Here is a 24,188-nt window from a genome sequence, read left to right as displayed (position 1 = left end):
CCGAGGCGATGCCCGGTGAGGCGAGTCGCTGCGCCCGATGCCCTGCAGACGAGCCGCTGAAAGAGCGGACCGAGCTGTGGGCGGTCAAGCACCGGCACCCTAACAACCACGCCGGGTTCGTGCGCCTCTACTGCCTCGAACACCGCCCGGCCGTCGCACCGCTCCCTCCGGTCTCGGCTCCCCCGGCTGCCCGGGCACGCAAGAGCACGACGCCCCGCGCACCCCGTACATCCCGCCCAACGCCGTCGAAGCCCGAGCGGGTCGCAGCGGTGTGCCCGAACTGCTTCGTCGAGGTCCCGACGAGCGGCATCTGCGGCGTCTGCGGCGAATCGGTCAGCTGACCGGTCCGCGCGCGACCATCACGCCGCGTTCTTGGCGTCGCGCCACGCCACCCACTGCTTGACGGCGTCGAAGTTCCAGTCGGGGCCATCGATCCCCAGCGTGAACAGCCGCACTCCCGCGCCATAGAGCGCCTCGACCTCGTCGACGTTTCGCGCCCCGATCTCGTTCGAGACCACGAGGTTCGACAGGTCCCGCTCTTCCTTCTGCGCCCACCGCTCGAGAACGTCGAGCTTGCTGGTGACGGCATCCGGCTTCACGAAGCTGTGCCAGATGTCGGCGTGGCGGGCAACCAGACGCAGGGTCTTCTGTTCGCCCGCGCCGCCGATCATGACGGGGATCTTGCGCGTCGGCGCCGGATTGAGCTGCTCCCACCGGGCCTCGACCCGGCGGAGCCCTTCGGCCAGGTCATCCAGCCGAGAACCCGCGGTACCGAACTCATAGCCGTATTCGACGTAGTCCTTCTCGAACCACCCCGAGCCGGTGCCGAAGATGAACCGGCCGGCAGCGCCGCCCTTGGCGCTGATGTGGTCGACCGTCCGCGCCATATCTGCCTGCAGGTCGGCGTTGCGGTAGCTGTTGCAGTTGACAAGAGCGCCGAACTCGATGCGCTCGGTCTGCTCAGCCCACGCGCCGAGCATCGTCCACGACTCGAAGTGCGCGCCATCCGGGTCACCGCTGAGCGGGTAGAAATGATCCCAGTTGAAGGCGATGTCGACGCCGAAGTCCTCGAGCCAGAGCACTGCCTCACGGATCTGGGGATAGCTCACGTGCTGGGGGCGCACCTGCACGCCGAGTCGGACGGGAGTATCGAGAAGAACCATGTCTTCAGCCTACGGACGTCCACACCCCCAGGGCCCGCGCGCCGGGATGCCGAGCGGCAGTGCGGCGGGCAGGATGAGAGCATGGTCGCCGCCTTGCACCTGCCGTCACTCCCGCCCCTGGACGAACTCCTCGAGAGCGCCCACGTTGTCGCACTACCGCTCGCAACACGGTTCCGCGGCATCGAGCACCGAGAAGCGATGCTGCTGCGCGGGCCCGCGGGATGGACGGAGTTCTCACCGTTCCTCGAGTACGACGACGCCGAGGCGAGCACCTGGCTTGCCGCAACCATCGACTTCGGCTGGCACAGCACCCCCGCGGCCCGTCGCAGCGAGATCCGCGTGAATGCGACAGTTCCCGCGGTTGCACCGGATGCCGTATCCGACGTGCTCGCCCGTTTCGATGGATGCCGCACGGTGAAGGTCAAGGTGGCAGAGTCCGGCGGGACACTCGCCGATGATGTGGCCCGCGTGCGAGCGGTCCGGGAGGCCATGGGGCCGCTCGGCCGCATCCGGGTCGACGCAAACGGAGCGTGGAACCTGGACGAGGCGGAGCACGCGGTGCGTGCGCTCGCCGAGTTCGATCTGGAGTACGTCGAACAACCCTGCGGAAGCCTGGAGGAGCTCCGGGAGCTGCGGCGCCGCATCCGGTACATGGGTGTTCCGGTTGCCGCCGACGAGAGTGTACGCAAGGCCGAAGACCCGCTCGCTGTGGCACGTTCCGGCGCCGCAGATCTGCTGGTGATCAAGGCGCAGCCCCTGGGCGGCGTCCACCGGGCTCTCGCGATCGTCGCCGAGGCGGGGCTGCCCGTCGTCGTCTCGAGCGCGCTTGACACTTCGGTGGGGCTGGCAATGGGCGCTGCGCTGGCCGCGGCCCTTCCCGATCTCGACTACGACTGCGGCCTGGGCACCGCTTCTTTGCTGGCTGCCGACGTCACGACGCAGCCGGTGCGGCCGGAGCACGGCACCATTCCTGTTCGCAGACCCGCGGTCGACGAGTCAGCGCTTGAATTCCAGGCAGCACCGCCGGACCGCAGACGGTGGTGGCGCGAGCGACTAACCAGGTGCCACGCCCTCCTGGCGGTGTCCCAGGGCTGAAACGGTCGCGCTGGGCCTAGCGCGCGATCAGGATGCCGCGTCGACGAGCGCGAGCGCGAGCTGTTGCGTCTGCGACTCTGCGCGTCGACGCAGCCCGTCGTCATCGATCCGCTCGATCGCTGCCGTGATGAGCGCGTCTTCCCAGACTGTCAAGACGAGGCGAGCTACGTCGCGGGCTGGGAGGCGCAGCCGCAGACCGTAGGAGGTGACAAGCGATTCGATCATCCGCTGCACCCGATCGATGAGGCTCGAAGCCCACGCAAGGTACGCCCGCGCCGTCTCGTCGTCGCGCATCGCGCGCAACCGGATCTCGCTCATGAGGACGACATCGAGGAGCCCTTCGACGGTGCCATCGAGCACGCTCTGCACCAGCTCGTTGGGCGTCAACGCGGCATCCTGGGCACGCAAGCCGTCCACGCGTTCGGAGACAGCTTCAAGCTTGCGGTCGGTCACCGCGCGCACCAGCTCGAAGAACAGCTCTTCCTTTGTGGAGAAGTTGGAATAGAACGCACCGCGCGTGTATCCGGCGCGTTCGCAGATCGCCTCGACCGAGGCTCCGTCGAGCCCGACTTCGGCAAACACTTCGTAGGCGGCGCGCATCAGCCGCGCTTTGGTGCGCTCGCGACCACGCGCCCCGTCAGGGGTGATGCCGTCGATCGCCTGCAGCACATGCCGGGTGGCGTCAGCGTCATCTGCCGACATCGCGCCCTCCCCTCACCGGTGTTCACAACGAACCTTCAGCCTGCTGGTCTCAGCAATCGTCTACGATACACATGCGTATCGGATACACCGGTGTATCGAGACTCCCCTTGACGACTCCCGGAGGAAGACCCGTGTCCACCGTTCTCTATGCCCTCGGACGATGGGCGTATCGGCACCCGTGGCGGGTGCTCGCGTCTTGGCTTCTCGTGCTGGTCCTCGCGGGCGGCGGAGCTGTGCTCTTCCAGCAGGGCACCGACAACACCTTCTCGATTCCCGGAACCGAGTCACAGGCGGGCCTCGAGGAGCTGCAGCGGACCTTTCCTGAAGTCTCGGGAACCAGTGCGCAGTTCATCGTCGTCGCCCCCGAGGGCATGACTGTTGAGGACGCACCGTTCCCCGAAGACATCGCCCAGACGATCGACGAGATCGAGGGCATTGACGGGGTCCTCGCCGTCAGCGACCCGTACGACGAGTCGATTTCGGGCCTGATCTCCGACGGCGGGTCGGCGGCCCTTGTGCGCTTCCAGTTCGAAGGGCAGGCCTCGTCGGTCTCGTCCGAAACGAAGGATGAGCTTTTCGAGATCACCGATGCCCTGCAGGCCGAGCTTCCCGCCGGAACGACGGTGGCGCTCGGCGGAGACCTCTTCTCCCAGTCACTGCCGACGCTGTCGATCGTCGAACTGTTCGGCGTGGTCCTCGCTCTGGCGGTTCTCATCGTGACGTTCCGATCGTTCGTCGTCGCGGGCCTCCCTCTCATCACTGCCCTCGTCGGCGTCGGCCTGTCGATGGCGCTCATCTTCATCTCGACGGCCTTTGCGACGATCTCGTCGACGACGCCGATGCTCGCGCTCATGCTGGGGCTCGCAGTCGGCATCGACTACGCGCTGTTCATCATCTCCCGCCAGCAGGATGCCGTCCGTGACGGCGTCGACCCCGAAGAGGCTGCAGCCCGAGCGACAGGAACGGCCGGCTCCGCTGTCGTGTTCGCCGGCGCGACAGTGCTGATCGCGCTCATCGGCCTCTCTTTTGCCAACATCCCCTTCCTCACCACCATGGGGATCGCCGCATCGGTCGCGGTCGCCATCGCCGTTGCCATTGCCGTGACCCTCACGCCCGCCTTCCTCGGCTTCGTCAAAGGCCGGGTTGCCGGATGGCCCCGACGCCGAAAGGTCACCAGACGACGGCGTGGCACATCTGCACGCGAGGATGCCGCGGCACTGGCTGAGGCCGCATCCGAGGCTGATGCCGAACCCGAGGCTGAGCCCGCACCTGCAACCGCACACCGCAAGAAGACGAACCCGTGGGTGAAGCTCGTGACCCGGCATCCGGTCGTCACCACGGTGTCGGTCGTGGCGCTTCTCGGGGCGCTCGCGATCCCCGCCGGCAGCCTCCCGTTGGCTCTTCCCAACGCCGGGATGCTGCCCGAAGACAACGAGGCAAGGCAGAGCTACGACCTCGTGGCCGAGCACTTCGGGGCCGGCGCTAACGGGCCGCTCATCATGACTGGCACGATCGTCACCTCGACCGATCCGCTGACCCTCATGCAGGACCTCGGCGATGACATCGCGACGATACCCGGCGTGAAAGAGGTAGCACTCGCAACCCCCAACCGCACGGCCGATACCGGAATCGTGCAGATCGTGCCCGAGACCGCACCGGATGACCCCGCCACGGCCGAACTCGTGCGCGAACTGCGCTCACAACACGACAGGCTGCTCGACGAGTACGGCGTCGACCTCAAAGTGACCGGCTTCACCGCCGTCGCCATCGACATCTCCGACAGGCTGGGCGGCGCACTCCTGCCGTTCGGCATCTTCGTGGTCGGGCTTTCGCTCGTGCTGCTCACGATCGTCTTCCGATCCATCTGGGTTCCCCTCAAGGCAGCCGCCGGCTACCTCCTCTCGGTCGCCGCAGCATTCGGGATCGTCGCCCTCGTCTTCGAGTGGGGAGTGTTCGCCGACGCGCTCCACGTGTCCAAGACCGGCCCCGTCATCAGCTTCATGCCGATCATCCTCATGGGAGTCCTCTTCGGCCTCGCGATGGACTACGAGGTCTTCCTGGTCTCACGCATGCGCGAGGACTACGTCCACCTGCGGCGTGCCCGCGGGGGCCGCGCCGACCGCGCGACGGCGATCAGCGCCGTCCGGTCGGGGTTCACGGCATCCGCCCGGGTCGTCACCGCAGCCGCGGTCATCATGTTTGCGGTGTTCGCGGCGTTCGTTCCGGAGGGTGACATCAACATCAAACCCATAGCACTGGGGCTTGCGGCGGGAATCGCAATCGATGCGTTCCTCGTGCGTATGACGCTGGTTCCCGCCGTGATGACTCTTCTGGGTCAGCACGCGTGGTGGATGCCGCGGTGGATGCACCGTGTGCTGCCGCACTTCGACGTCGAGGGCGAAGCCGTGGAGCGAGAGCTCTCGCTCAAGGACTGGCCTAAGTCCGACCGCATCGCAGCCGTGGCCGCCGAGGATCTCGATCTGCTGGCCTACGGGTCGACGCACGGCGGTGATGTCGACGTATTCGCCGGGGTGACAACCCGCGTCGAGTTCGGCGACACGGTCATCGTCACCGGCGACCCGCGCGCCTCACGCGCCCTGCTGTTGACGATCGCCGGCCGCCTCGCCCCGACCGGCGGCCGCCTGCGAGTTGCCGGGCACCTGCTTCCCGAGCGTGCCGCATGGGTGCGTTCACAGGTCGGAGTTGCACTCCTCGCGGATGCCGACGATCCCCTCGCGGAGCTCGCGCGCGCCCTGCGCGGATCCGCGCTGATCGTCGTCATCGATGGTCTCGGCCGACTCGAAGGCCAAGCTACGCGAGATCAGGCGGCGGCGCTCCTGCGTGATGCGGCAGTCGCACGTCGCGAGCGTTTCGATGACGCGCACTCGCCACTCACGATCCTGGCCTCGACCCAGCATGAGGGCTCGGCGCTCAGCCTCATGGCCGACGCCCACCGTGCGGGCGTGCACTCACTGGCGCTTCCCACACGTCTTCACACACCCGTTCCCGCTTCCGCTGAGGAGCACGCATGAGCATTTCTGTCGAACGAGCTCGCACCCGCCGGCCCATCACATGGCTGACGATTCTTGGCGTCATTCTGTTGCCCGCCGTCATCGGCGGCATCCTGGTGGTCGCCCTGTACAACCCCGCGTCGCGGCTTGACACGATGAACGCCGCGATTGTGAACAACGATCAGGCTGTCACGATCGATGGTCAGTACGTCCCACTCGGACGCCAGCTCACAGCGGGCCTCGTGGAAGGCTCCGGGGATAGCGAGCGCAACCTGACCTGGACGATCTCGAACGCCGACGACGCGGCCACGGGCCTCGCCGACGGCACCTACGCCGCAGTCGTGACGATTCCCGAGAATTTCTCGGCCGCAGCGACATCGACCCGCCCCGGCGAAACTCCGGAGCGCGCCACCATCGAGGTCACGACGCCGCCCGACAGCCTCATCGTCGACGACGCCATTACCGCTCAGATCACCTCGACCGCGGCAACGCTGACCGGCGAGCAGATCTCGACGGCCTACCTCGAGAACGTGTTCCTCGGCTTCACGACCCTCGGTGACCAACTCGGCGAGGCAGCCGATGGCGCCGACCAGCTCGCCGACGGGATGAAGCAATCGGCTGACGGGTCGGCAGAACTTGCGAGCGGGCTGCAGGACGCTGCATCGGGAGCTTCGCAACTCTCCGCCGGAACGAGCCGACTCAGTGGCGGCCTGACCGCCTGGTCAGCCGGGGCGACGAACGCCGCGAACGGCCTGGACTCGTGGGCCGCGGGAGCCGGAGCCGTAGCCAGCGGTTCACAGCAGGTCACCGACGGCCTGAATCAGCTGGCGGCGCAGACCGCCCAAATTCCAACCCTCCCGCAAGACGTTGTCGATGCCGCATACGAGCTCGCTGCCAACAGCGATCAGATCAGCGCCTCGGTGAATGGAGCTGTCGACGACCTCAACCAGCTCGTCGCGACGTGTACGGATCTTGGCCTCCCGGGCCCGGTCTGTCAGACACTCACCCAGATCGCCGATGAGGCCAACGCCGCCTTGCCTGCGGTCAACGACATTCTCGACAACGCCGATACGATCGCTGCCGGGGTCGACGACCTGTCAACGCTCGGACCCGACCTGACAGCCGGCGTGACTCAACTCGCGGGCGGGAGCTCACAGGTCACTTCCGGCATCACGGGACTGGCCGGTGGTGCGAACGAGGCGGCCGCGGGCGTCCATCAGCTCGCAGCGAGCGCAAACGACCTCGCTGCCGGCAGCGCACAGCTCGCGTCGGGCGCATCGGGTCTCGCCACCGGTGTCGGTGACGCCGCTACCGGTGCCACGACCCTGAGCGACGGGCTGAGACAGCTCGCCGATGGCACGACCTCCCTCGCGGATGGGCTCCACACGGCGGTCGAGCAGCTCCCGTCGTATACGGATGCCGAGGCCGCGAGCCTCGCGGAAGTCGTGGCCGATCCCGTGGCGGCGGAAGGTGTCGGCTCCGACCTGTTCGGCGCGTCAGCGATTCCGCTGTTGACCGCGCTCGCCCTGTGGTTCGGCGCACTTGGTTCGTTCGTCGTGCTCCGGGCCTTCCCGGCTCGCACGCTCGCCTCCCGGTCGCCGTCCGTGCTGCTCGCCCTGCGCTCGCTGGCCCCCGCCGCGGCGATCGGCGCCGTCCAGGGTCTGCTCGTGGCTGGGATCGTCCAGATCTCTGCTGGCTATGACTGGGGAGACTGGTCGATCTTCGCCGGGGTCAGCATCCTGGCCGGTATCGCGTTCGCTGCAGTGAACCAGGCACTCGTTGCCGTCTTCGGTGGCGCCGGCCGCTGGGCGGCCGCCCTGATCGGCGTACTCGCCGTTGCAACCGGAATTGTGTCCACGGTTCCCGGTGTGCTGACGGCGATCGACGAGGTCATGCCGGTCTCGCCCGCGTACAACGCGATGCTCGGCGCCCTGACCGGGTCGGGCGGCGTCAGCGCGGGGATCGCGGGTCTCCTGATCTGGAGCGGCCTCGCCTTCATCGCGACCATCCTCGCGGTGGCCGCCAAGCGGACGACCACGGCCCGCGCCATCCTCGCCGCCCCCGCCACAAACTAGCCGCCCTGACGCGCACATCCCCTTCGGTCGCGCCCTCGCGCGGGTCTCACGGCCCCACACCCACGTCAAGGCGCGACCGAAGGATGACGAGCCGTGTGCACGCCGCAGCATCCGTCGCGCCCTCGCACCCGTACCGAGCAGCTCAGTCGCGCCTTGGTGTGGGTCTTCCCCGCCTCCACCCGCATCTAGGCGCGACCGAGATCTTTCGTCAGACCCAGAGCGTCCCTGAAGAGCAGCTCGGTCGCGCCTTGGCGTGGGTATGGGTGCCTGCAGCCCGCAGGAAGGCGCGACCGAAAGATGGGGCCAGACGCGGAACCGGCCCGGATGACGAGAGCCGGCCAAAGCCTCAGCTGAGGCCGCTGTAGGCGTGCAGTCCCTTGAAGAACATGTTCACGATCGTGAAGTTGAAGATCACTGCCGCGAATCCGACGATCGACAGCCACGCTGAGCGGGCGCCGCGCCACCCGCGCGTCGCCCGGGCGTGGATGTAACCGGCGTAGAGGACCCAGATCACGAAGGTCCAGACTTCCTTCGTGTCAAAGCCCCAGTAGCGGCCCCACGCGTCGTTGGCCCAGATCGATCCGGCGATCAGCGTGAAGGTCCAGAAGACGAAGCCCATGATCGCGAAGCGGTAGGCCAGCGATTCGAGTGCTTCCGCGCCGGGAAGGGTACGCAGGAAGCCCGGGCCGGATCGCATCGTCGCACCGGTGCCGACGGCGGCAATCGCCCGCTGTTCGCGGCGCGCCTGCATGAGCTGGAGCACCGACAGGCCGAACGCGATAGCGAACAGCGCGGTAGCCAGCGAGGCGACGAACACGTGGATGACGAGCCAGACGCTCTTGAGCGGGTCGGCCAGCGGCACGACCTCGACATAGAACGTGAACGGCAGCGAGGCGCCGCCGAGCATGAGGACGACCATGCCTGTGATGAGCGATCCGAGGAAACGGAGGTCGTAGCGGAAGAGCACCCCGAGGTAGACGGCGACGATCAGCACCGTGCCCGTGAGGGCGAACTCGTACATGTTCGACCACGGCACGTGACCGGCGACGATGCCGCGCGTGATGACGCCCCCGAGGTGGAAGAGGAAGGCGAGCCACGTCAGGCTCGTGCCGATACGCGCCCACAGTAGACGCGTGCGGCGACCCGGCGCTGCGTTGAGGTTCTCTTCGGCAGCCCGACCCTCGGCGCGAAGCTCCTCGACAGCGGATGCAGGACCCGCCGCGCCACCGACGGATGCCGCTCCTGCACCGACCGACACGAGCTCCCGCTGAGCGGAGCGGTCGACCGCTACCGCCGAACGGCGTGAGAGGTCGACGACGTAGGCGATGAACGCGAGTGCGTAGATCGCGATGGCGGTCCACACCAGCAGAAACGAGACCGACTCGAGGGACAGCGCGGAATCGACGGGCATGGGGCCAGTTTACGTGGGCTTGCTGGCGCCGCGCCCCGCGAGGGAGGCGCCGTGGTCGCCGGCGAAGCGCTCGACCGTGGCATCCAGCGTCGGATCCTCACCACGGGCGAGTCCCGCGTACTCGATCCTCACGTTGGGGCCTTGAACTGTCGCCTTCACCCACATGCGGCGGCGGGGCACGAACAGGGCAGCGAGCAGCCCCGCGACGGCGATCGAAGCGAACACGAGAACCCACGTCGCGGCGGCGTCTCGGTGGATCGACAGCGAGACGAACCGCTTGACCGGCTCGCCCGTGGGGGTCACGGCGGAATCGTCTTCGAAGGTGACGGTTCCGCGGCCGCCGGGGATCTCTGCGGTTTCGCCCGGCAGCAGCCGGATCGAGTCGACACCGGTGGTTCCGCCGGTGAGCTGTGTCATGTCCGTCGTGTCGAGGGCGTACACCGAGCGCGGGATGCCGCCGTCGATGCCGAGATCCCCCTCGAACACGTTGAGGGTCAACTCCGGGTAGACCAGTGCTGGCCATCCCGAGGTGAGGGCCCCGGTCTCGAGCTCCGCGACCGTCGGGTAGAAGAAGCCGACGAGCCCGAGCTGCTCAGGTAGTCCGTCGGGCACCTTGACGACGCCGAGCGAGGTGAGGTTCCGGTCCTGCGGCAGGAAGGGAACGGATGCCGAGTAGACGACCTCGCCGTCGGGAGCGCGAACCGTGATGGTCGGCGCGTAACCGTTGCCCATGAGGAAGATTCGATCGCCCGCGACATCGAGCGGATGGTTCACCCGCACCTCTCCGGCTGTCGGGTCCTCGCCTGCGCGTTGGGTGGTGAGTCGCGCGACGAAGTCTCCGGCCTGACCGGCGCCGCTTTCGTCGGGAGCGACGTAGCTGACGCTGAACTCGTCGAGCGTTATCGCATAGGGAACGAGGGAGTTCTCGTCGACGAAGCGGCCGGGGTTGAACGAGGAGTAATCAACGAGCGCGTTCGTGAACGTGTCGCCCTGGATGATGACGGTCTGGCCGGTGTAGGTGAAGCCTCCGCCGACTCCGACCGCGATGAGAACGCCCACGAGCGCGCCGTGGAAGATGAGGTTCCCGGTCTCTTTCAGGTAGCCGCGCTCTGCCGAGACACTGAAGCTCGGGGCGCCCCGACGGTCGGTGTCGTACCGCTCGGTGCGGTAACCACCGCGGCGCAGCTGCTGCTCGGCGAGAGCCACAGCGTCGGCCGCATAGGCTGCGGGGTCGGCATCCGCCCCTTCGATCAACGTCTCGCGATACGTCGAGAGCCGCTCGAGACGTGCAGGAGTGCGCGGGGGCCGGGCCCGCAGCGCCTTCCAGTGGTGCTGCGTGCGCGGGATGACACATCCGATGAGCGAGATGAACAACAGGATGTAGATCGCCGAGAACCAGGCCGACGTGTACACGTCGAACAGTTGGAGCCCGTCAAGGATCGGCGCGAGGTCGGGATTGTCAGTGAAGTACCGCGTGACGCCGTTGGGATCGGCACTGCGCTGGGGTACGAGCGACCCCGGGATCGCCGCGATCGCGAGCAGCAGAAGCAGGAGCAGGGCGGTGCGCATGCTGGTGAGCTGGCGCCATCCCCACCGCGCCCATCCGACGACGCCGAGCGCGGGCGAGTTGACCGTGTCGTCGGGGGATGAGCCACCGGCATCCATGCTGTCGGCCGCAGCATCGGCGTGATCGGCGGGGCGAAGCGGATCGACGGTCACGTCATCAGAGCGGGAGGGGGACATTGATGAGCACCCCCTGGAGCGAGATCATGAGCGTCGTCCAGACGCCGGTGAGCATGAGGATGCCGAGCAGCACGAGCAGGATGCCGCCGGCGATGTTGATCGCGCGGATGTGGCGTCGCAGGAACGTGACGGCCGTGGTTGCCCAGCCGAGGCCGAGTGCGAGCAGCACGAAGGGGATGCCGAGTCCGAGCGAGTACGTGAGGCCGAGGAGGGCTGCGCGCCCGGGGTCGCCGAAATTCCAGGACAGCGCGGTGATCGCGGCCAGGGTCGGGCCGATGCACGGAGCCCAGCCGAGGCCGAGCGCGAGACCCAGCAGGGGGGCGCCGATGAGGCCGACGTTACCGCGCACCTGCGGTTTGATCGTGCGCTGCGCGAAGCCGAACAGCCCGATGAAGACGAGGCCGAGCAGGATGATGACACCACCAAGGATGCGGGTGATGAGGTCGCCATACCGGAGGAAGAACTGGCCGAGCGCACCACCGAGGATCGTGATCGCCATGAACACGACGGTGAATCCGGCGATGAAGAGAGCAACGCCCCCAAGCAGCCGAGCCCGGCTCGGGACCGCGATCCCCTGATCGTTGCGGGTCGAGGTGACTGAGCCACCGATGAACCCGAGGTAGCCGGGCACCAGAGGCAGCACGCACGGCGAGAGGAACGACAGGAGGCCGGCCGCCAACGCGATCGGGACGGCAACCCAGAGGGCTCCCCCTCCGATCAGGTCGGTGACGTTCATCCGTTCTCCGCGAGCGTTTCCTTCACGAGAGTCGTGAGGATGGACGAGCTCGAGAGCGCGCCGATGACCCGAGCAGCGACGCGGCCTTCGGGGTCGATGACAAGCGTGACGGGGGTCGCGTTCAAGGGGGTCGCGTCCGCGAACGCGAGCTTGAGTTCGCGGTCGCCGACCGAGATGAGGCTCGGATAGCTGACGCCGTTGTCTTCGGCGAACGATCGCGCCGTCGGCGCCTCGTCGGCAGTGTTCAGACCGAGGAACGCGACATCGGCCCCGCCGACCTCCTCGTAGGCGGCCTCGAGTTCGGGCGCCTCGACGATGCACGGCGCGCATGCGGCGTACCAGAAGTTCACCACGAGCACCTGACCGCGGTAGTCATCGCTCGTCACCGTCTCGCCGGTATCGGTGACGCCCGAGAAGTTCAGCGGCGCGGAGCGTTGGTCGATGGGAATCGCGACGGCTTCCATTCCGTTCTGCGCGATGAAGCCCTTGTTGTCACCCGCCCGGTACTGGTCGGCGAGCGGATCGGCGGTGCACCCGGCGAGCACTCCGCCCACCGCGAGGGCGCCAACCAGCGCGAGAGCGACGGATGCCGACCTGCGGCCACGGCGAATCGTCACGTCACACCGCCCCGACGTCGATGGCGCCCGATGTCGCTGCGGGCTCGACATAGTCGACCTCGACCCACCCGTCGGCTGACCGCTCGAAACTCGTCACGCTCGACAGCGCGCACCGGCGGTGCCGCGGATCGTGCTGCGTCGGAAGCCCGGCAACTGCAAGGTGGGTCACCCAGATAGGGAGCTGATGGGAGACCACGACCACGTCGCCGTCGTCTGCCTCACCCCAGGCATCCGTCATCGCGGCATCCATGCGGGCGACGACCTGCGCGTAGGGCTCACCCCAGCTGGGCACCGCGGGGCGAGCGAGGTACCGCCAGTTCAGCGGGTTCATCAGGGCGCGCTTCATGCGCTTGCCCTCGAAGACGTTGGTCGGCTCGATGACGCGCTCGTCGGTGGTGGCCCGCAGACCGAAACGGTCGATGAAGGGCTGGGCCGACTCCTGCGCCCGCTGCAGCGGGGACACGATGAGGGATGCCAGCGGGCGCTCGAGCCCGCCGATCCAGGCCGCCGCTTGTTGCGCCATACGCCGTCCGTCTTCGCTCAGCCCGTAGCCGGGGAGCCGTCCGTACAGGACCCGATTCGGGTTGAAGACCTCCCCGTGACGCACGAGATGGACACGGTCAGCGGGCACTCCCCCAGTCTACGTGGGGGTTCGCTTTGCGCGGGCTGAGAGCGCTCGCTGCTCTGCGACCGAGGGCTCAGTCCGCGGAGGGCTTGGGATCCCCTGCGCGCCGGTCGGCCACAAGCGTACGGATGCGAACGACGAGGAACCACGCAATCCCGACCACTACGGCGGCGATGACGACGTACTGGAGGATGTCGGCGTACCGCTCGATGACAGGCCAGGCCTCGCCGAGGAGGAAACCGGCAAGCACGAAGATGGTGTTCCACAGCGCGCTACCGGCGAACGTCAGCAGGCCGAACTTCCACAGCGGCATGCGGGTCACGCCCGCCGGGATCGAGATCAGACTGCGGAAGATCGGCACCATCCGCCCGAAGAAGACCGCCTTGCCACCGTGACGGTGAAACCACGCGACAGTGCGATCAATGTCATCCGGACGCAGTAGCGGGACCTTGGCCGCGATCGTGCGCAGTCTGTCCACGCCGAGCCAGGCGCCGATCCCGTAGAGCAGGAAGGCCCCCACTACCGAGCCGAGGGTCGTCCAGATCAGGGCCTCCGCAAGAGAGAACGACCCGCGGCTGGCCGAGAGACCCGCCATCGGCAGGATCACCTCGCTCGGCAGCGGCGGGAAGATGTTCTCGAGCGCGATCGCAAGACCTGCACCTGCGGGCCCGATGATCTCCATGAGCGAGACCGACCAGTCGATGAGGTGCGTCATCCAGGAGCCGTCTGGTGTCGCGGTGTGCACCCCACCACGGTACGGCCGCGAGGTTACAGCGGGCTGGACGCCGCCTGTGTAGGGCGGCTCGGGTCAGGTGCCCGCCCAGACCAGAACGGCACCGATCAGCCACAGCGCAACGATCAGGACGAACGCCGTGATCGGAATCCAGACCGAGATCCGGCGCAGCACGATCATGACGATCGAGCCGGCGAGCGCGACGAGGAAGACGACCCACGGGGAGAGCACCGCGACCCAGATACCGATGGTCATGACGTTGAAATTGCACCCGGTCGCCGAGCACGAGTCCGACGCAAAGGTCAGGAACGCCCCGAAAATGGATGCCGTCACCGCCGCTGCTGCCAAGAGAAGAAACAGCACGATCGAGACGATCAGATCCGCCCAGCGCAGGGGGCGGCGCGGCTTGCGGGGGCGAGGCGCGACCGGCGCCTCGGACTCTGCCGCGTCGCCCTCCGGGGCCTCGGACGCGGTGTCCGTCTCACCCGGCACGTCGGCGTGCTCTGCCCGCGGGGGCTCCTGCACGCGGAACGTGCTGGGATCCATGCGGAAGACGGGATCTTTCGGGTCGCTCACGGGCCCATCCTAGGGCGCAGGGGGTTCCGGCCGCACCGGCCCGTAGACTGGGCGCTCGTGAGTGAACGCGTCCTGGTGAACCAGCTGAAGCAACTGCCCGCGGGCTCCGTCTCCGTTTCCGGATGGGTCGAGACGGTGCGCGACCAGAAGAAGGTGCAGTTCGTCATCCTGCGCGATGAGACAGGCGCCGTCCAGTTGGTCAATCCCGCGACCCGCGAACTTCCCGAGGATGCCGACGATACGGCTCACGCGGCGCTTGCGTTGACGGAGACCATCTCGGCTCTCTCGACCGGCACCTTCCTCACCGTCACCGGGGAACTCAAGCACGACGAACGCGTCAAGCTCGGAGGTGTCGAGATCAAGATCCACGCTCTCGAGATCGCCGCGGCATCCGACCCCGAGACACCCATCGCCGCCGACAGCGGACTCGACAAGCGCATGGACTGGCGCTTCATCGATCTGCGTCAGGCCCGCAACAACCTGATCTTCCGCGTGCAGACCACCCTCGAGCACGCGATGCGCAGCTACTGGATCGAGCGCGACTACATCGAGATCCACTCCCCCAAGCTCATGTCGAGCCCCGCCGAATCGCGTGCGGAGCTGTTCCAGCTGGAGTACTTCGGAGACCAGACCGCCTACCTCGCGCAGAGCCCCCAACACTTCAAGCAGATGGCGCAGGCCGCGGGCTTTGGCAAGGTGTTCGAGATCGCCGACGCCTTCCGCGCCGACCCCAGCTTCACGAGCCGCCACGCCACCGAGTTCACCTCCATCGACGCGGAGATCAGCTGGGTCGAGTCCCACGAAGACGTCGCGCGGATGCAAGAAGAGCTGCTTCAGACCGCGATCGCCGCCGTCAAAGAGAAGCACGGCGCCGAGATCGAGGAGCTCTTCGGACTCGAGGTCACGGTTCCGACCCTGCCGTTCCCACGCATTCCGCTTGCCGAGGCCCGGTCGATCGTCGCATCCCGCGGCTACGAGATCCCCCGCGCTGACGGCGACCTCGACCCCGAGGGCGAACGCCAGCTGTCGGCGTACGTGAAGGAAACGTACGACCACGACTTCGTGTTCGTCACCGACTACCACCCCGAGATCCGGCCGTTCTACCACATGCGCGATCCCAGGACCGGGATGACCAAGAGCTACGACCTGCTCTACCGCGGCACCGAGATCACCACCGGCGCGCAGCGCGAGCACCGCGTCGAGGTCCTCGAGGCGCAGGCCACCGAGAAGGGCCTGGATGTCGCGGGGCTCGAGCACTATCTCGACTTCTTCCGCTACGGCGTTCCCCCGCACGGTGGTTTCGGGATGGGGCTCGCGCGCCTTCTCATGCTGCTGCTGGGCGAATCCTCCATCCGCGAAGTGACCTTCCTCTTCCGCGGCCCCACGCGCCTCGCGCCCTGAGCCGGTCACCGGTCACGCCTACGCTGGAGACATGACCGCGGCTTCGGCATCCGAGCTCACTCCCTCGAGCCCCGAGGGGACCCACAACTTTCGCGACGTCGGCGGTCTGCCCGTCGTGTCGGGCGATCGTACGCGCGTCGGGGTTCTCTACAGGTCGGATGCCCTGAGCGACCTGACGCCTCGCGGCCTGGATCAACTGGCCGCGAGCGACATCGAGGTCGTCATCGACTTCCGTACCGACACCGAGAGGCAGATGGCGCCCGACCGGCTTCCCGCATCGCCGCCGCCGCGCGTTGTGCAACTGGGCGTGCTCGAAGGCGCAATGGCCGGGATGGCTCAAGAGGTCATGAAGTCCGCCTCGCAAGCGAGCGACCCGGAGGCGGTATCCCGCATCATCGAACGAGCGCTAGCCCAGATCCCCTCGCTGCCGGAACTGTACGTCTCGATGCTGCAACACGGCGCGAGCGCTTTCGCCGAGACTGCCCGGGCGGTAGCGCAGTCTGAGGCAGCAGTCCTCGTCCACTGCACCGCCGGCAAGGATCGCACCGGCGTCGCGATCGCGCTGATCCTCGAGGCGGTCGGAGTCGAGCGCCCGGCGATCGTCGAGGACTATGCGTCGTCGGAGCGTAACCTCGCCGGCCCCTGGACCGAGCGCATGTTCGGGATGCTGCAGGCGATGGGCATTCCGCGCACGCCGGCTCTCGACGATCTCGTCGCCGCGACACCGCCCGCAGCGATCGTCACCGCCCTGGAGTGGGTGGATTCCACCCATGGCGGCGCGGCAGGCTACCTACGCTCAGGGGGGCTGACTGATGCCGAACTCGACGCCCTGCGGCGGCGCCTGGTCTGAGGCCGTGAGCGCCGCGCCTAGATGACGAAGTCGACGGCGTGGCGGGAAGCCACGACGCTGCGGATGTAGGCTGCCACCTCCTGGTGCGCCGGATGCACCTGGTAGGCCTCGAGTGAGTCGAGATCATCGACATCCATGATGAGCACGACGTCCGCGTTGACGTCCGGATACTCGCTGTTGGCACCGGCCGATAGCGAGCGGATCTCGGGAACGACACCGACTAGGGCGCTCAGCCGCCGCGCGACCTCGCCGGCGTGCTCGGCGCGCGTGGCAGCGTCGCCTGCAGCCATCGTCCACATGACCACGTGGCGCAGGGTCATCGTGACACCTCCTGGGCTCGCGATGCGGCATCCGCATCGCGCAGCGCGGCGGACAGCCGTGCAGCGTCCAGACGCCAATGCGCGTGCAGGTCGCCGTCGATGAGCACGACCGGGATCTTCTCCCACCACAGCTCTGAGAGGGCCGGATCGTCTTGGATCGAGAGCTCCTCGACAGTTACCGCGTCGGCCTGGTCGTCGGGGAGGTCGGCGAGGACGTGGTCGATGACGCCACGCGCGACATCGCACAGGTGGCACCCGTCGCGGCCGATGAGAGTCACTGTCGTCACGGTGCCATCGTACGGGGGCGGGATCCTCCGAGGCTCCTGTGCGCTTCGCTCCCGGTTTGCGGGCGCACCCGGTGCTCCCCGTAGCGTGGAGGAAGGCCCCGGAGGGAGAACGGATGCTTGACCTACGCCCGCACGACTGGCGGCGCGCGACGGACGTTGTCGATGCGACGACAGCGACCCTTGGACCGTGGATGACATTCGCGATCGCCGTGGTCGTCGCGGTCGTGTCAGCCCTGGTGCTGACCACGATCGTTTCGGGGATCGTCAAGCTCGCGCTTCGGCGGCGCTCATGGGGTCAGAGTTTCGTTCGCCATGCGCGGCGGCCGTTTCGCACCATCGTCCTGATCATCGCCCTGTGGATAGCGATCGATAGATTCTTCCCCCTGGGACTTGCCGGCGGGGACGCGGCAACCAACACAGCCTGGGATGCCGTCATCGACCGCGTCGCGGCGATCGGTTCTATCGCGGCTGCAGCATGGCTGCTGATCGAACTCGTGCGATTCGCCACCGAGATGGCGCTCGGCCACTACCGGATCGATGTGCCCGACAACCGCATCGCTCGACGCATCCGCACCCAGGTGCTGATCCTGCGCCGCGTGGCCGTGGTGATCATCGTCATCATCGCGATCGGGGCGGCGCTGCTCACCTTCCCCGCGATCCAGACGTTCGGCGCGAGCGTGCTGGCATCCGCCGGGATCGCCTCCATCGTCGCCGGTCTTGCCGCTCAGTCGGTGCTCGCGAACATGTTCGCCGGCATCCAGTTGGTCTTCAGCGAGGCCCTGCGGGTCGATGATGTCGTCGTCGCCGAGGGCCAGTGGGGCCGCGTCGGCGAGATCACCCTGAGCTACGTCGTGCTCGACCTGTGGGATGATCGCCGCCTCGTGCTGCCGTGCACGTACTTCACCACGACGCCGTTCGAGAACTGGACACGCAAGGGCAGCGAGCTGCTGGGAGCTGTCGAGCTCGACGTGGACTGGCGCATCTCCACCGCCCGCATGCGCGAGCACCTGCAGCGCGTCGTCGGCGAGACCGAGTTGTGGGACGGGCGCACGGCAGTGCTTCAGGTGACAGAAGCCACCGGCGGAATGGTGCGGGTCCGCATCCTGGTCACCGCTGCGAACGCGGGAACGCTCTTCGACCTGCGGTGCCTGGTGCGCGAAGAGATGGTCGCCTGGGTGCGCCGCACGAATCCCGACGCCCTTCCGGTGCAGCGCGTCTTGGTCACGCAGCCTGCCGAGGAGACCGAAGCCGAGGGAACGAACACCGGCGCCGTGGAAGGTCTGTTCTCGGGGAGCGCGCAGGGAGAGGCCCGTGCCGCCCGGTACACCAACGCGATTCCGGTGCAGGATGACGGTCCCGACGAGGACTCGGAGGACGCCCGCAGCGGGTCGCCGAAGTAGGAGAAATCAGCAAGGTAGGACGATTCAGCCGCGAATCGGCCGACCTCGACGAAAAGTCCTACCTCGGTGCGGTCCTCAGCGCGGGCGTGCGCGGGCGAACGGATGCCGTCAGCGGCGTGAGCACAAACACGAAGCGCCCGTCCAGTGGACAGGCGCTTGGTGTGGCTGCCGCAACTTACTTCTTGTTGCGGCGCTGGTGGCGAGTCTTGCGAAGCAGCTTGCGGTGCTTCTTCTTCGCCATGCGCTTGCGGCGCTTCTTGATGACAGAACCCACGGAAAACCTCACAATGTCGGGGTCTGGGCGTCGAACGCGGCGTGCGTTCTCGCCCGGGAACGGGCATGAATGGAAAAATGCCTCGGATCAGTCTAGCCGACGTCGGCGATGGGCCGCTGAAGGGCGGCTGTCACCGCGGACTCCGGCACGCGATAGCTGCGTCCGAACCGAACAGCCGGCAGCTCGCCACTGTGCACCAGCCGGTAGACGGTCATCTTCGACACCCGCATCAGGTCGGCGACTTCCGCGACCGTCAGGAAGCGCACATCTGGCAGCTCTGCCATGGCCTCCCCTTCCAATGCCCAGCCCGCCGGCATCACAAACCGGCGGTAGCGAACACTCTAGAGCCTGCGCGAGACGCGTGTAAACCGGTGTGACCCGTGTGACGTGAGTGGTTACCGGCCAGGAAGCTTCCGCCAGGCGTTGGTGACGGCGTACCGGGCGGATGCCGCGGCGCGGCCCACCGCCTCGGCCGCGTGCGCCGCCGACTCCGACAGCGCCGCCGGCAGCTCGATCTCGAGGTCATCTTCGGTCGTCAGGAACGGCACCAGCCAATCGTCGACTTCGTCGAGGGGTTCGGGTGACAGGCTGTAGTAGCGGTGCTGCCCCTCCTCCCGAACCGACACGAGGTGGGCATCCCGCAGCACCTTGAGGTGCTTGGAGACCGTGGGTTGGCTGACCCCGAGCTCGCTCACGATCTGGGACACACTCGTGCCCGAGTCGGACTCGGACTCGCGGTCGAGCAACAGCCGCAGGATGTCGCGCCGAGTACCGTCTGCGATCACGTCGAAGATGTCCGCCATGTGTTCAGGGTAGTCGCGTGCGCGCCCGGCAGTAGCATGAGGGAGCGATCCGGCCGACAGGGCCGCCGGGATAGCCACCGAGCGAGACACCAGGGAGGGTGGGGATGTCCGAAGGCGTACGTGCGACGCCGCATCCCCTGCGCACCCTCGGGCACCGCCTGTTCGAGCTGTTTCGCACCGTCGCACAGAACTCGCCGTCGCGGTTCGCGATCTTCGTGTTCGTGGGCCTGATCCTCATCTTCACGGGGCTCTTCTCGCTGCCGATCGCCTCGGCGACAGGTGAGGTCACAGCGTTCGCTGACGCCCTGTTCACAGCGGTCTCCACGATCTGCGTGACCGGGCTTTCCACAGTGAACATGGCCACACAGTGGTCTCCGTTCGGACACGTGGTGATCTTCATCGGCGTTCAGATCGGCGCGATGGGAGTCCTCACCCTGGCCTCGATCCTCGGGCTCGTGATCTCGCGGCGGCTCGGACTGCGCGCGAAACTGCTCGCCGCCGGTGACACGAACCCACTCCGCAGCCACGGCGGACCGGTCAACGAGAGCCAAACGGTGCGGCTGGGCGAGATCGGATCGCTGCTGCGGGTTGTCGCGCTGTCGACCCTGGTCATCGAACTCGTCGTCGCCATCCTGCTCTATCCCGGGATGCTTGCATCGGGCATCGAATGGAACGTTGCGCTCTGGGAGGCTCCGTTCTACGCGGCCATGGCGTTCACGAACACCGGCTTCACCCCCAACGTCGAGGGTGTCGGCGCATTCGCCGACAACTACTGGGTCCTCACCGTCCTGATGGGTGGGGTCTTCCTCGGATCGATCGGGTTTCCGGTCATCTTCGCGCTGCGCCGCGAGCTCTGGCACATCCGCCGGTGGCCTCTCCACACCAAGCTCACGCTGATCACGACGACGACGCTCTTCTTTCTGGGCGGATTCGTGTTCCTCGGGTTGGAGTTCAACAACCCGGCGACGCTCGGAAGCCTGGATGCCGCTGATACGACGATGCAGTCGTTCTTCCTCTCGGCCATGACCCGTTCAGGCGGGTTCGCGGTTCTCGACATGTCGGAGCTGAACGGCTCGAGCCAGATCGTGGCGATGATGCTGATGTTCGTCGGCGGCGGCTCCGCCTCCACGGCAGGCGGGATCAAGGTGACCACCCTGGCGGTCATTGCGCTGGCCGTATGGTCGGAAGCCAAGGGCCGCAGTTCGACCCAGGTGTTCCGCCGCCGCATCCCGAGCGACGTGCTGCGGGTCGCGCTGTCGGTTCTCGCGTGGGGATCGACGATCGTCGCCCTCTCGACGGTGATCATCCTGCAGATCACGAAGGCTGACGTCGCCTCCGTGCTCTTCGACGTCATCTCGGGCTTTGCAACGGTCGGCCTGTCGACCGGACTCACCGAACAGCTGCCCGACTCCGCGAAATACGTGTTGGCCGTGACGATCGTCATGGGGCGCGTTGGTACAGTGACACTCGCCGCGGCCGTGGCCGCGACATCCCGTTCGCAGCTGTATTCGCTGCCCGTGGAAAGGCCCATTGTTGGTTGAGCGCATCCGAAGCGACTCCCCCGTTCTCGTCATCGGGCTCGGACGGTTCGGCGCCGCCTGCGCCGGCGAGCTCGACCGTCTCGAGCGCGAGGTTCTCGCGATCGACGAGAGCCTCGAGCTCGTCCAGAAGTGGTCGGAGCGGGTCACACACACCGTGCAGGCAGATGCGCGCAACATCGACGCACTCAAGCAGATCGGCGCCCAGGAGTTTCAGGTGGCGGTCGTCGCCGTGGGTTCCTCGATCGAGGCGTCAGTGCTCATCACCGCTAACCTCGTCGACCTGAAGGTGCCGCAGATCTGGGCGAAAGCGGTATCCCAGTCGCACGGCAAGATCCTCGCTCGTGTGGGAGCGAACCACGTCATCTATCCCGAGCGGGAGGCCGGCGAGCGCGTCGCCCACCTCGTGAGCGGACGGATGCTGGACTTCATCCGTTTCGACGACGATTTCGTGCTCGCCAAGATGTACCCGCCGAAGTTCATCCGCGGCGTAGGTCTCAACGAGTCGGGAGTGCGCTCGAAGTACAACGTCACGGTGGTCGGCGTGAAGAGCCCCGGCAAGCCCTTCCGTTACGCGGAGGCGAACACGGTGGTGACCAACCACGACCTCATCATCGTGTCGGGCACGAACAGCGACATCGAGCGCTTCGCCGCCCTCGACCGCTAGACCTGCGCATCCGCACCAGAACACTGCGCGCCCGAGGACTTAGCGCAGCTGGGCGAAGGCCTCGACCCGGTCGGTCGGTCCGACGATCAGGATGCTGTCTCCGTGAGCGAGCACCGTCTCGTTGTCGGCGTTGAGCCACGTTTCCCCGGCGTGCTTGAAGGCGGTCACGGTTACGCCGTGCTTGCGACGAAGAACTGTCTGGCCGAGCGGGATGCCCACGATCAGATCGGGCGTCGTGATCTTGGCGAGTGAATAGCCCGGCTCGATTTCGAGGTAGTCCTTGGCGGCTCCGCGAACGAGGTGGGCCACGCGCCTGCCCATGTCCTTTTCGGGATAGATGACCCGGTGCACGCCGAGTTGCTCCAGGATGCGGCCGTGCTGGTCGTCAACGGCCTTGGCCCAGATCACCGGGACCTTGAGCTGGATGAGTAGGGATGCCGTGAGGATGGATGCCTTGAGGTCCTGACCGATCGCGATCACAACGCGATCGAACTCGTCGACGGCAAGCTGGCGCAGCACCTCCTCTTTGGTCGAGTCAGCACGCACGACCTGGGTGAGCTCACCGTTGTGGGATTGGACGAGATCCTCATCCGTGTCGATGCCGAGTACCTCGGTTCCGGCCGCCATCAGTTCCTTCGCGAGCGAGCTGCCGAAACGACCGAGGCCGATGACCGCCACCGAGTCTGCCTCGGCGATGCGGCGGGACGAATCGGCGAACAGAGCGAACCTAGCCAATTGCAGGCCTTTCCTTGGGGAGTTCGTACAGGATGCGCCGCTCGCGCAGCGCGAGCGCCGATCCGAGGGTGAGCGGGCCGAGGCGACCGAGGAACATGAGGATGATGAGGACGATATCGCCGCCGGGCGGGAGGTCGGCGGTGATCCCGGTACTGAGCCCCACCGTGGCGAAAGCGGAGATCGATTCGAAGAGGACCTCATCGAGGCCGTCGCCCGTCATGATCATGAGGGTGATGGTGCCGGTCATGACAGCACCGAGCGCGACGAGCACCACCGTGATCGCCTGCCGGTGCACGGCGCGCGAGAGGCGCTTGCCGAAGATGTTGACTGCCGCCTCGCCGCGCAGCTCGGTCCACATGATGAAGAACAACACCGCGAAGGTCGTCACCTTGATGCCACCCGCGGTGCCGGCAGGCCCGCCTCCGATGAACATCAAGACGTCCATCCCGAGCCAGGTCTCATCGTGCATCTGGCCGATGTCCACGGAGTTGAATCCGGCGGTGCGGGTTTGAACGGCGTGGAAGAACCCCATGAGGATGCGATCGGCCGGCGGGTAGGTGCCGAAGGTTCGGTCGTTGGACCATTCCAGCGCGGTGATGTAGACGGTCCCCGCCACGAGAAGGACGACGGTGCCCCACAGCATGATCCGCGTGTTCATGCTCCAGTGCAGGGGCTTTCGGAATTCCTTGCGCAGCTGCAGCAGAACGGGGAAGCCGAGACCCCCCAGGATCACGGCGCCGCAGATCGGCAGCACGATGAAAGGGTCAGCGGCGAACGGGATCAGATTGTCACTGTAGAGGGCGAATCCGGCGTTGTTGAACGATGAGACCGAGTGGAAAAGGGCGTGCCAGGCTGCCTCCCCGATTCCGTAGTCGTACTCGAACAGAAACCGCGGGAACAGGAACGCGAACACAACGGCTTCGATCGTCAGGGACATGAGCACGATCCCGCGGACCAGCCCCTTCACGTCCCGGGTCGAGAGGGCTCGCGCTTCGACCGCCGCCGTCATCCGCGCGCGCATGCTGAATCTCCGCGCGATGAGCAGTCCGACGAGCGAGGCGAAGATCATGATCCCGAGGCCACCCAGCTGGATGAGCAGCATGATCACGGCGAGGCCGAAGCCGCTCCAATGTGTGGCGGTGTCGAGGACGGTGAGTCCGGTCACACACACCGCTGAGGTGGCGGTGAACAGGGCGTCGACGATGCCCGTGGACCGGCCGTCAGCCGCCGAGAACGGCAGAAGCAGCAGAGCCGTGCCGGCAAGGATCGCACCGGCAAAGCCGAACACGATCGCCTGGGCCGGGTGGGGTCGCCACCAGCCTCGTCGCGTCGACGACGTCAACGCCGCGCGGGAAGTCACGAACGAGAAGCATACGCCGGTGCCACACCCGCCGCGCGGGATTGCCCCGGTACACCCGTTCTTGTC

At 67.0% G+C, this 24,188-nt stretch carries 24 protein-coding genes; 8 read left to right on the top strand and 16 right to left on the bottom strand.

Going from position 1 to position 24,188, the window contains the following annotated elements; genetic code table 11:
• Positions 1–359: 359 nt before the first annotated feature.
• On the bottom strand, positions 360–1,163 hold the full coding sequence (locus LL236_RS05890; RefSeq protein WP_228177874.1) for an LLM class F420-dependent oxidoreductase: 804 nt from the start codon (positions 1,161–1,163) through the stop codon (positions 360–362).
• An 81-nt stretch (positions 1,164–1,244) separates the two neighbouring features.
• On the opposite strand from LL236_RS05890, the gene LL236_RS05885 reads away from it, so the two are divergent.
• The gene (locus LL236_RS05885; protein WP_228177873.1) at positions 1,245–2,258 is read left to right on the top strand and encodes an o-succinylbenzoate synthase; all 1,014 of its coding nucleotides are present in this window, start codon (positions 1,245–1,247) and stop codon (positions 2,256–2,258) included.
• 27 nt (positions 2,259–2,285) lie between these two features.
• On the opposite strand, the gene LL236_RS05880 is transcribed toward LL236_RS05885, so the two are convergent.
• Complete coding sequence (locus tag LL236_RS05880) at positions 2,286–2,960, bottom strand: TetR/AcrR family transcriptional regulator (RefSeq protein ID WP_228177872.1); 675 nt, start codon at positions 2,958–2,960, stop codon at positions 2,286–2,288.
• 131 nt (positions 2,961–3,091) lie between these two features.
• Here LL236_RS05880 and LL236_RS05875 point away from each other — a divergent pair, with 131 nt between their 5' ends.
• Both LL236_RS05875 and LL236_RS05870 read left to right on the top strand, forming a co-directional pair.
• Positions 3,092–5,992 (top strand): MMPL family transporter, encoded by a 2,901-nt coding sequence (locus tag LL236_RS05875; protein WP_228177871.1) that lies wholly within the window; start codon positions 3,092–3,094, stop codon positions 5,990–5,992.
• On the top strand, positions 5,989–8,046 hold the full coding sequence (locus tag LL236_RS05870) for a YhgE/Pip domain-containing protein (protein WP_228177870.1): 2,058 nt from the start codon (positions 5,989–5,991) through the stop codon (positions 8,044–8,046). The genes LL236_RS05875 and LL236_RS05870 overlap by 4 nt, the downstream gene beginning before the upstream one ends.
• 346 nt (positions 8,047–8,392) lie before the next feature.
• On the opposite strand, the gene ccsB is transcribed toward LL236_RS05870, so the two are convergent.
• From ccsB to LL236_RS05835, 7 genes are all read right to left on the bottom strand, one after another.
• Entirely contained in the window at positions 8,393–9,457 is a 1,065-nt protein-coding gene (gene ccsB, locus LL236_RS05865; RefSeq protein ID WP_228177869.1) for a c-type cytochrome biogenesis protein CcsB, read from the bottom strand.
• A gap of 9 nt (positions 9,458–9,466) precedes the next feature.
• Positions 9,467–11,200, bottom strand: a complete 1,734-nt coding sequence (resB, locus tag LL236_RS05860; protein ID WP_228177868.1) for a cytochrome c biogenesis protein ResB — start codon at positions 11,198–11,200, stop codon at positions 9,467–9,469.
• Entirely contained in the window at positions 11,181–11,936 is a 756-nt protein-coding gene (locus LL236_RS05855; protein ID WP_228177867.1) for a cytochrome c biogenesis CcdA family protein, read from the bottom strand. The genes resB and LL236_RS05855 overlap by 20 nt, the downstream gene beginning before the upstream one ends.
• A complete protein-coding gene (locus LL236_RS05850; protein ID WP_228177866.1) occupies positions 11,933–12,553 on the bottom strand; it encodes a TlpA family protein disulfide reductase in 621 nt (206 codons plus the stop codon). The genes LL236_RS05855 and LL236_RS05850 overlap by 4 nt, the downstream gene beginning before the upstream one ends.
• A 1-nt stretch (position 12,554) precedes the next feature.
• Positions 12,555–13,184 carry a histidine phosphatase family protein gene (locus LL236_RS05845; RefSeq protein WP_228177865.1) on the bottom strand — a complete coding sequence of 210 codons (630 nt, stop codon included), beginning with the start codon at positions 13,182–13,184 and terminating at the stop codon, positions 12,555–12,557.
• Between the two features lie 67 nt (positions 13,185–13,251).
• A complete protein-coding gene (locus tag LL236_RS05840; protein WP_374198016.1) occupies positions 13,252–13,860 on the bottom strand; it encodes a DedA family protein in 609 nt (202 codons plus the stop codon).
• 126 nt (positions 13,861–13,986) lie between these two features.
• The gene (locus tag LL236_RS05835) at positions 13,987–14,487 is read right to left on the bottom strand and encodes a DUF6264 family protein (RefSeq protein ID WP_228177864.1); all 501 of its coding nucleotides are present in this window, start codon (positions 14,485–14,487) and stop codon (positions 13,987–13,989) included.
• Between the two features lie 57 nt (positions 14,488–14,544).
• On the opposite strand from LL236_RS05835, the gene aspS reads away from it, so the two are divergent.
• Both aspS and LL236_RS05825 read left to right on the top strand, forming a co-directional pair.
• Positions 14,545–15,888: an aspartate--tRNA(Asn) ligase gene (gene aspS / locus LL236_RS05830; protein WP_228177863.1), complete on the top strand. Its 1,344-nt coding sequence runs from the start codon at positions 14,545–14,547 to the stop codon at positions 15,886–15,888.
• A gap of 31 nt (positions 15,889–15,919) precedes the next feature.
• On the top strand, positions 15,920–16,738 hold the full coding sequence (locus LL236_RS05825; RefSeq protein ID WP_228177862.1) for a tyrosine-protein phosphatase: 819 nt from the start codon (positions 15,920–15,922) through the stop codon (positions 16,736–16,738).
• Between the two features lie 17 nt (positions 16,739–16,755).
• Here the strand turns inward: LL236_RS05825 and LL236_RS05820 are convergent, their stop codons facing one another.
• Positions 16,756–17,058: a Dabb family protein gene (locus LL236_RS05820; protein ID WP_228177861.1), complete on the bottom strand. Its 303-nt coding sequence runs from the start codon at positions 17,056–17,058 to the stop codon at positions 16,756–16,758.
• On the bottom strand, positions 17,055–17,345 hold the full coding sequence (locus LL236_RS05815) for a glutaredoxin family protein (protein ID WP_228177860.1): 291 nt from the start codon (positions 17,343–17,345) through the stop codon (positions 17,055–17,057). The genes LL236_RS05820 and LL236_RS05815 overlap by 4 nt, the downstream gene beginning before the upstream one ends.
• Positions 17,346–17,458: 113 nt before the next feature.
• On the opposite strand from LL236_RS05815, the gene LL236_RS05810 reads away from it, so the two are divergent.
• Complete coding sequence (locus LL236_RS05810; RefSeq protein WP_228177859.1) at positions 17,459–18,745, top strand: mechanosensitive ion channel family protein; 1,287 nt, start codon at positions 17,459–17,461, stop codon at positions 18,743–18,745.
• A gap of 175 nt (positions 18,746–18,920) precedes the next feature.
• On the opposite strand, the gene LL236_RS05805 is transcribed toward LL236_RS05810, so the two are convergent.
• From LL236_RS05805 to LL236_RS05795, 3 genes are all read right to left on the bottom strand, one after another.
• Complete coding sequence (locus LL236_RS05805) at positions 18,921–19,019, bottom strand: 30S ribosomal protein bS22 (protein ID WP_003792170.1); 99 nt, start codon at positions 19,017–19,019, stop codon at positions 18,921–18,923.
• A 92-nt stretch (positions 19,020–19,111) separates the two neighbouring features.
• Complete coding sequence (locus LL236_RS05800; protein WP_195692293.1) at positions 19,112–19,303, bottom strand: helix-turn-helix domain-containing protein; 192 nt, start codon at positions 19,301–19,303, stop codon at positions 19,112–19,114.
• Positions 19,304–19,414: 111 nt separating this feature from the next.
• A complete protein-coding gene (locus LL236_RS05795) occupies positions 19,415–19,822 on the bottom strand; it encodes an ArsR/SmtB family transcription factor (protein ID WP_228177858.1) in 408 nt (135 codons plus the stop codon).
• Positions 19,823–19,926: 104 nt separating this feature from the next.
• Here LL236_RS05795 and LL236_RS05790 point away from each other — a divergent pair, with 104 nt between their 5' ends.
• Both LL236_RS05790 and LL236_RS05785 read left to right on the top strand, forming a co-directional pair.
• On the top strand, positions 19,927–21,363 hold the full coding sequence (locus LL236_RS05790; protein ID WP_228177857.1) for a TrkH family potassium uptake protein: 1,437 nt from the start codon (positions 19,927–19,929) through the stop codon (positions 21,361–21,363).
• Entirely contained in the window at positions 21,356–22,027 is a 672-nt protein-coding gene (locus LL236_RS05785) for a potassium channel family protein (protein WP_195692296.1), read from the top strand. The genes LL236_RS05790 and LL236_RS05785 overlap by 8 nt, the downstream gene beginning before the upstream one ends.
• A gap of 39 nt (positions 22,028–22,066) precedes the next feature.
• Here the strand turns inward: LL236_RS05785 and LL236_RS05780 are convergent, their stop codons facing one another.
• Positions 22,067–22,762, bottom strand: coding sequence for a potassium channel family protein (locus tag LL236_RS05780; protein ID WP_228177856.1), 696 nt, complete (start codon positions 22,760–22,762; stop codon positions 22,067–22,069).
• Positions 22,755–24,122, bottom strand: coding sequence for a TrkH family potassium uptake protein (locus LL236_RS05775; protein ID WP_228177855.1), 1,368 nt, complete (start codon positions 24,120–24,122; stop codon positions 22,755–22,757). Before LL236_RS05775 ends, LL236_RS05780 begins: the two co-directional genes overlap by 8 nt.
• Positions 24,123–24,188: the final 66 nt, after the last annotated feature.

The sequence above is a fragment of the Microbacterium schleiferi genome, assembly GCF_020781975.1.
Taxonomy (GTDB): Bacteria; Actinomycetota; Actinomycetes; order Actinomycetales; family Microbacteriaceae; genus Microbacterium.
This window is presented reverse-complemented; position numbering and strand designations above follow the sequence as displayed.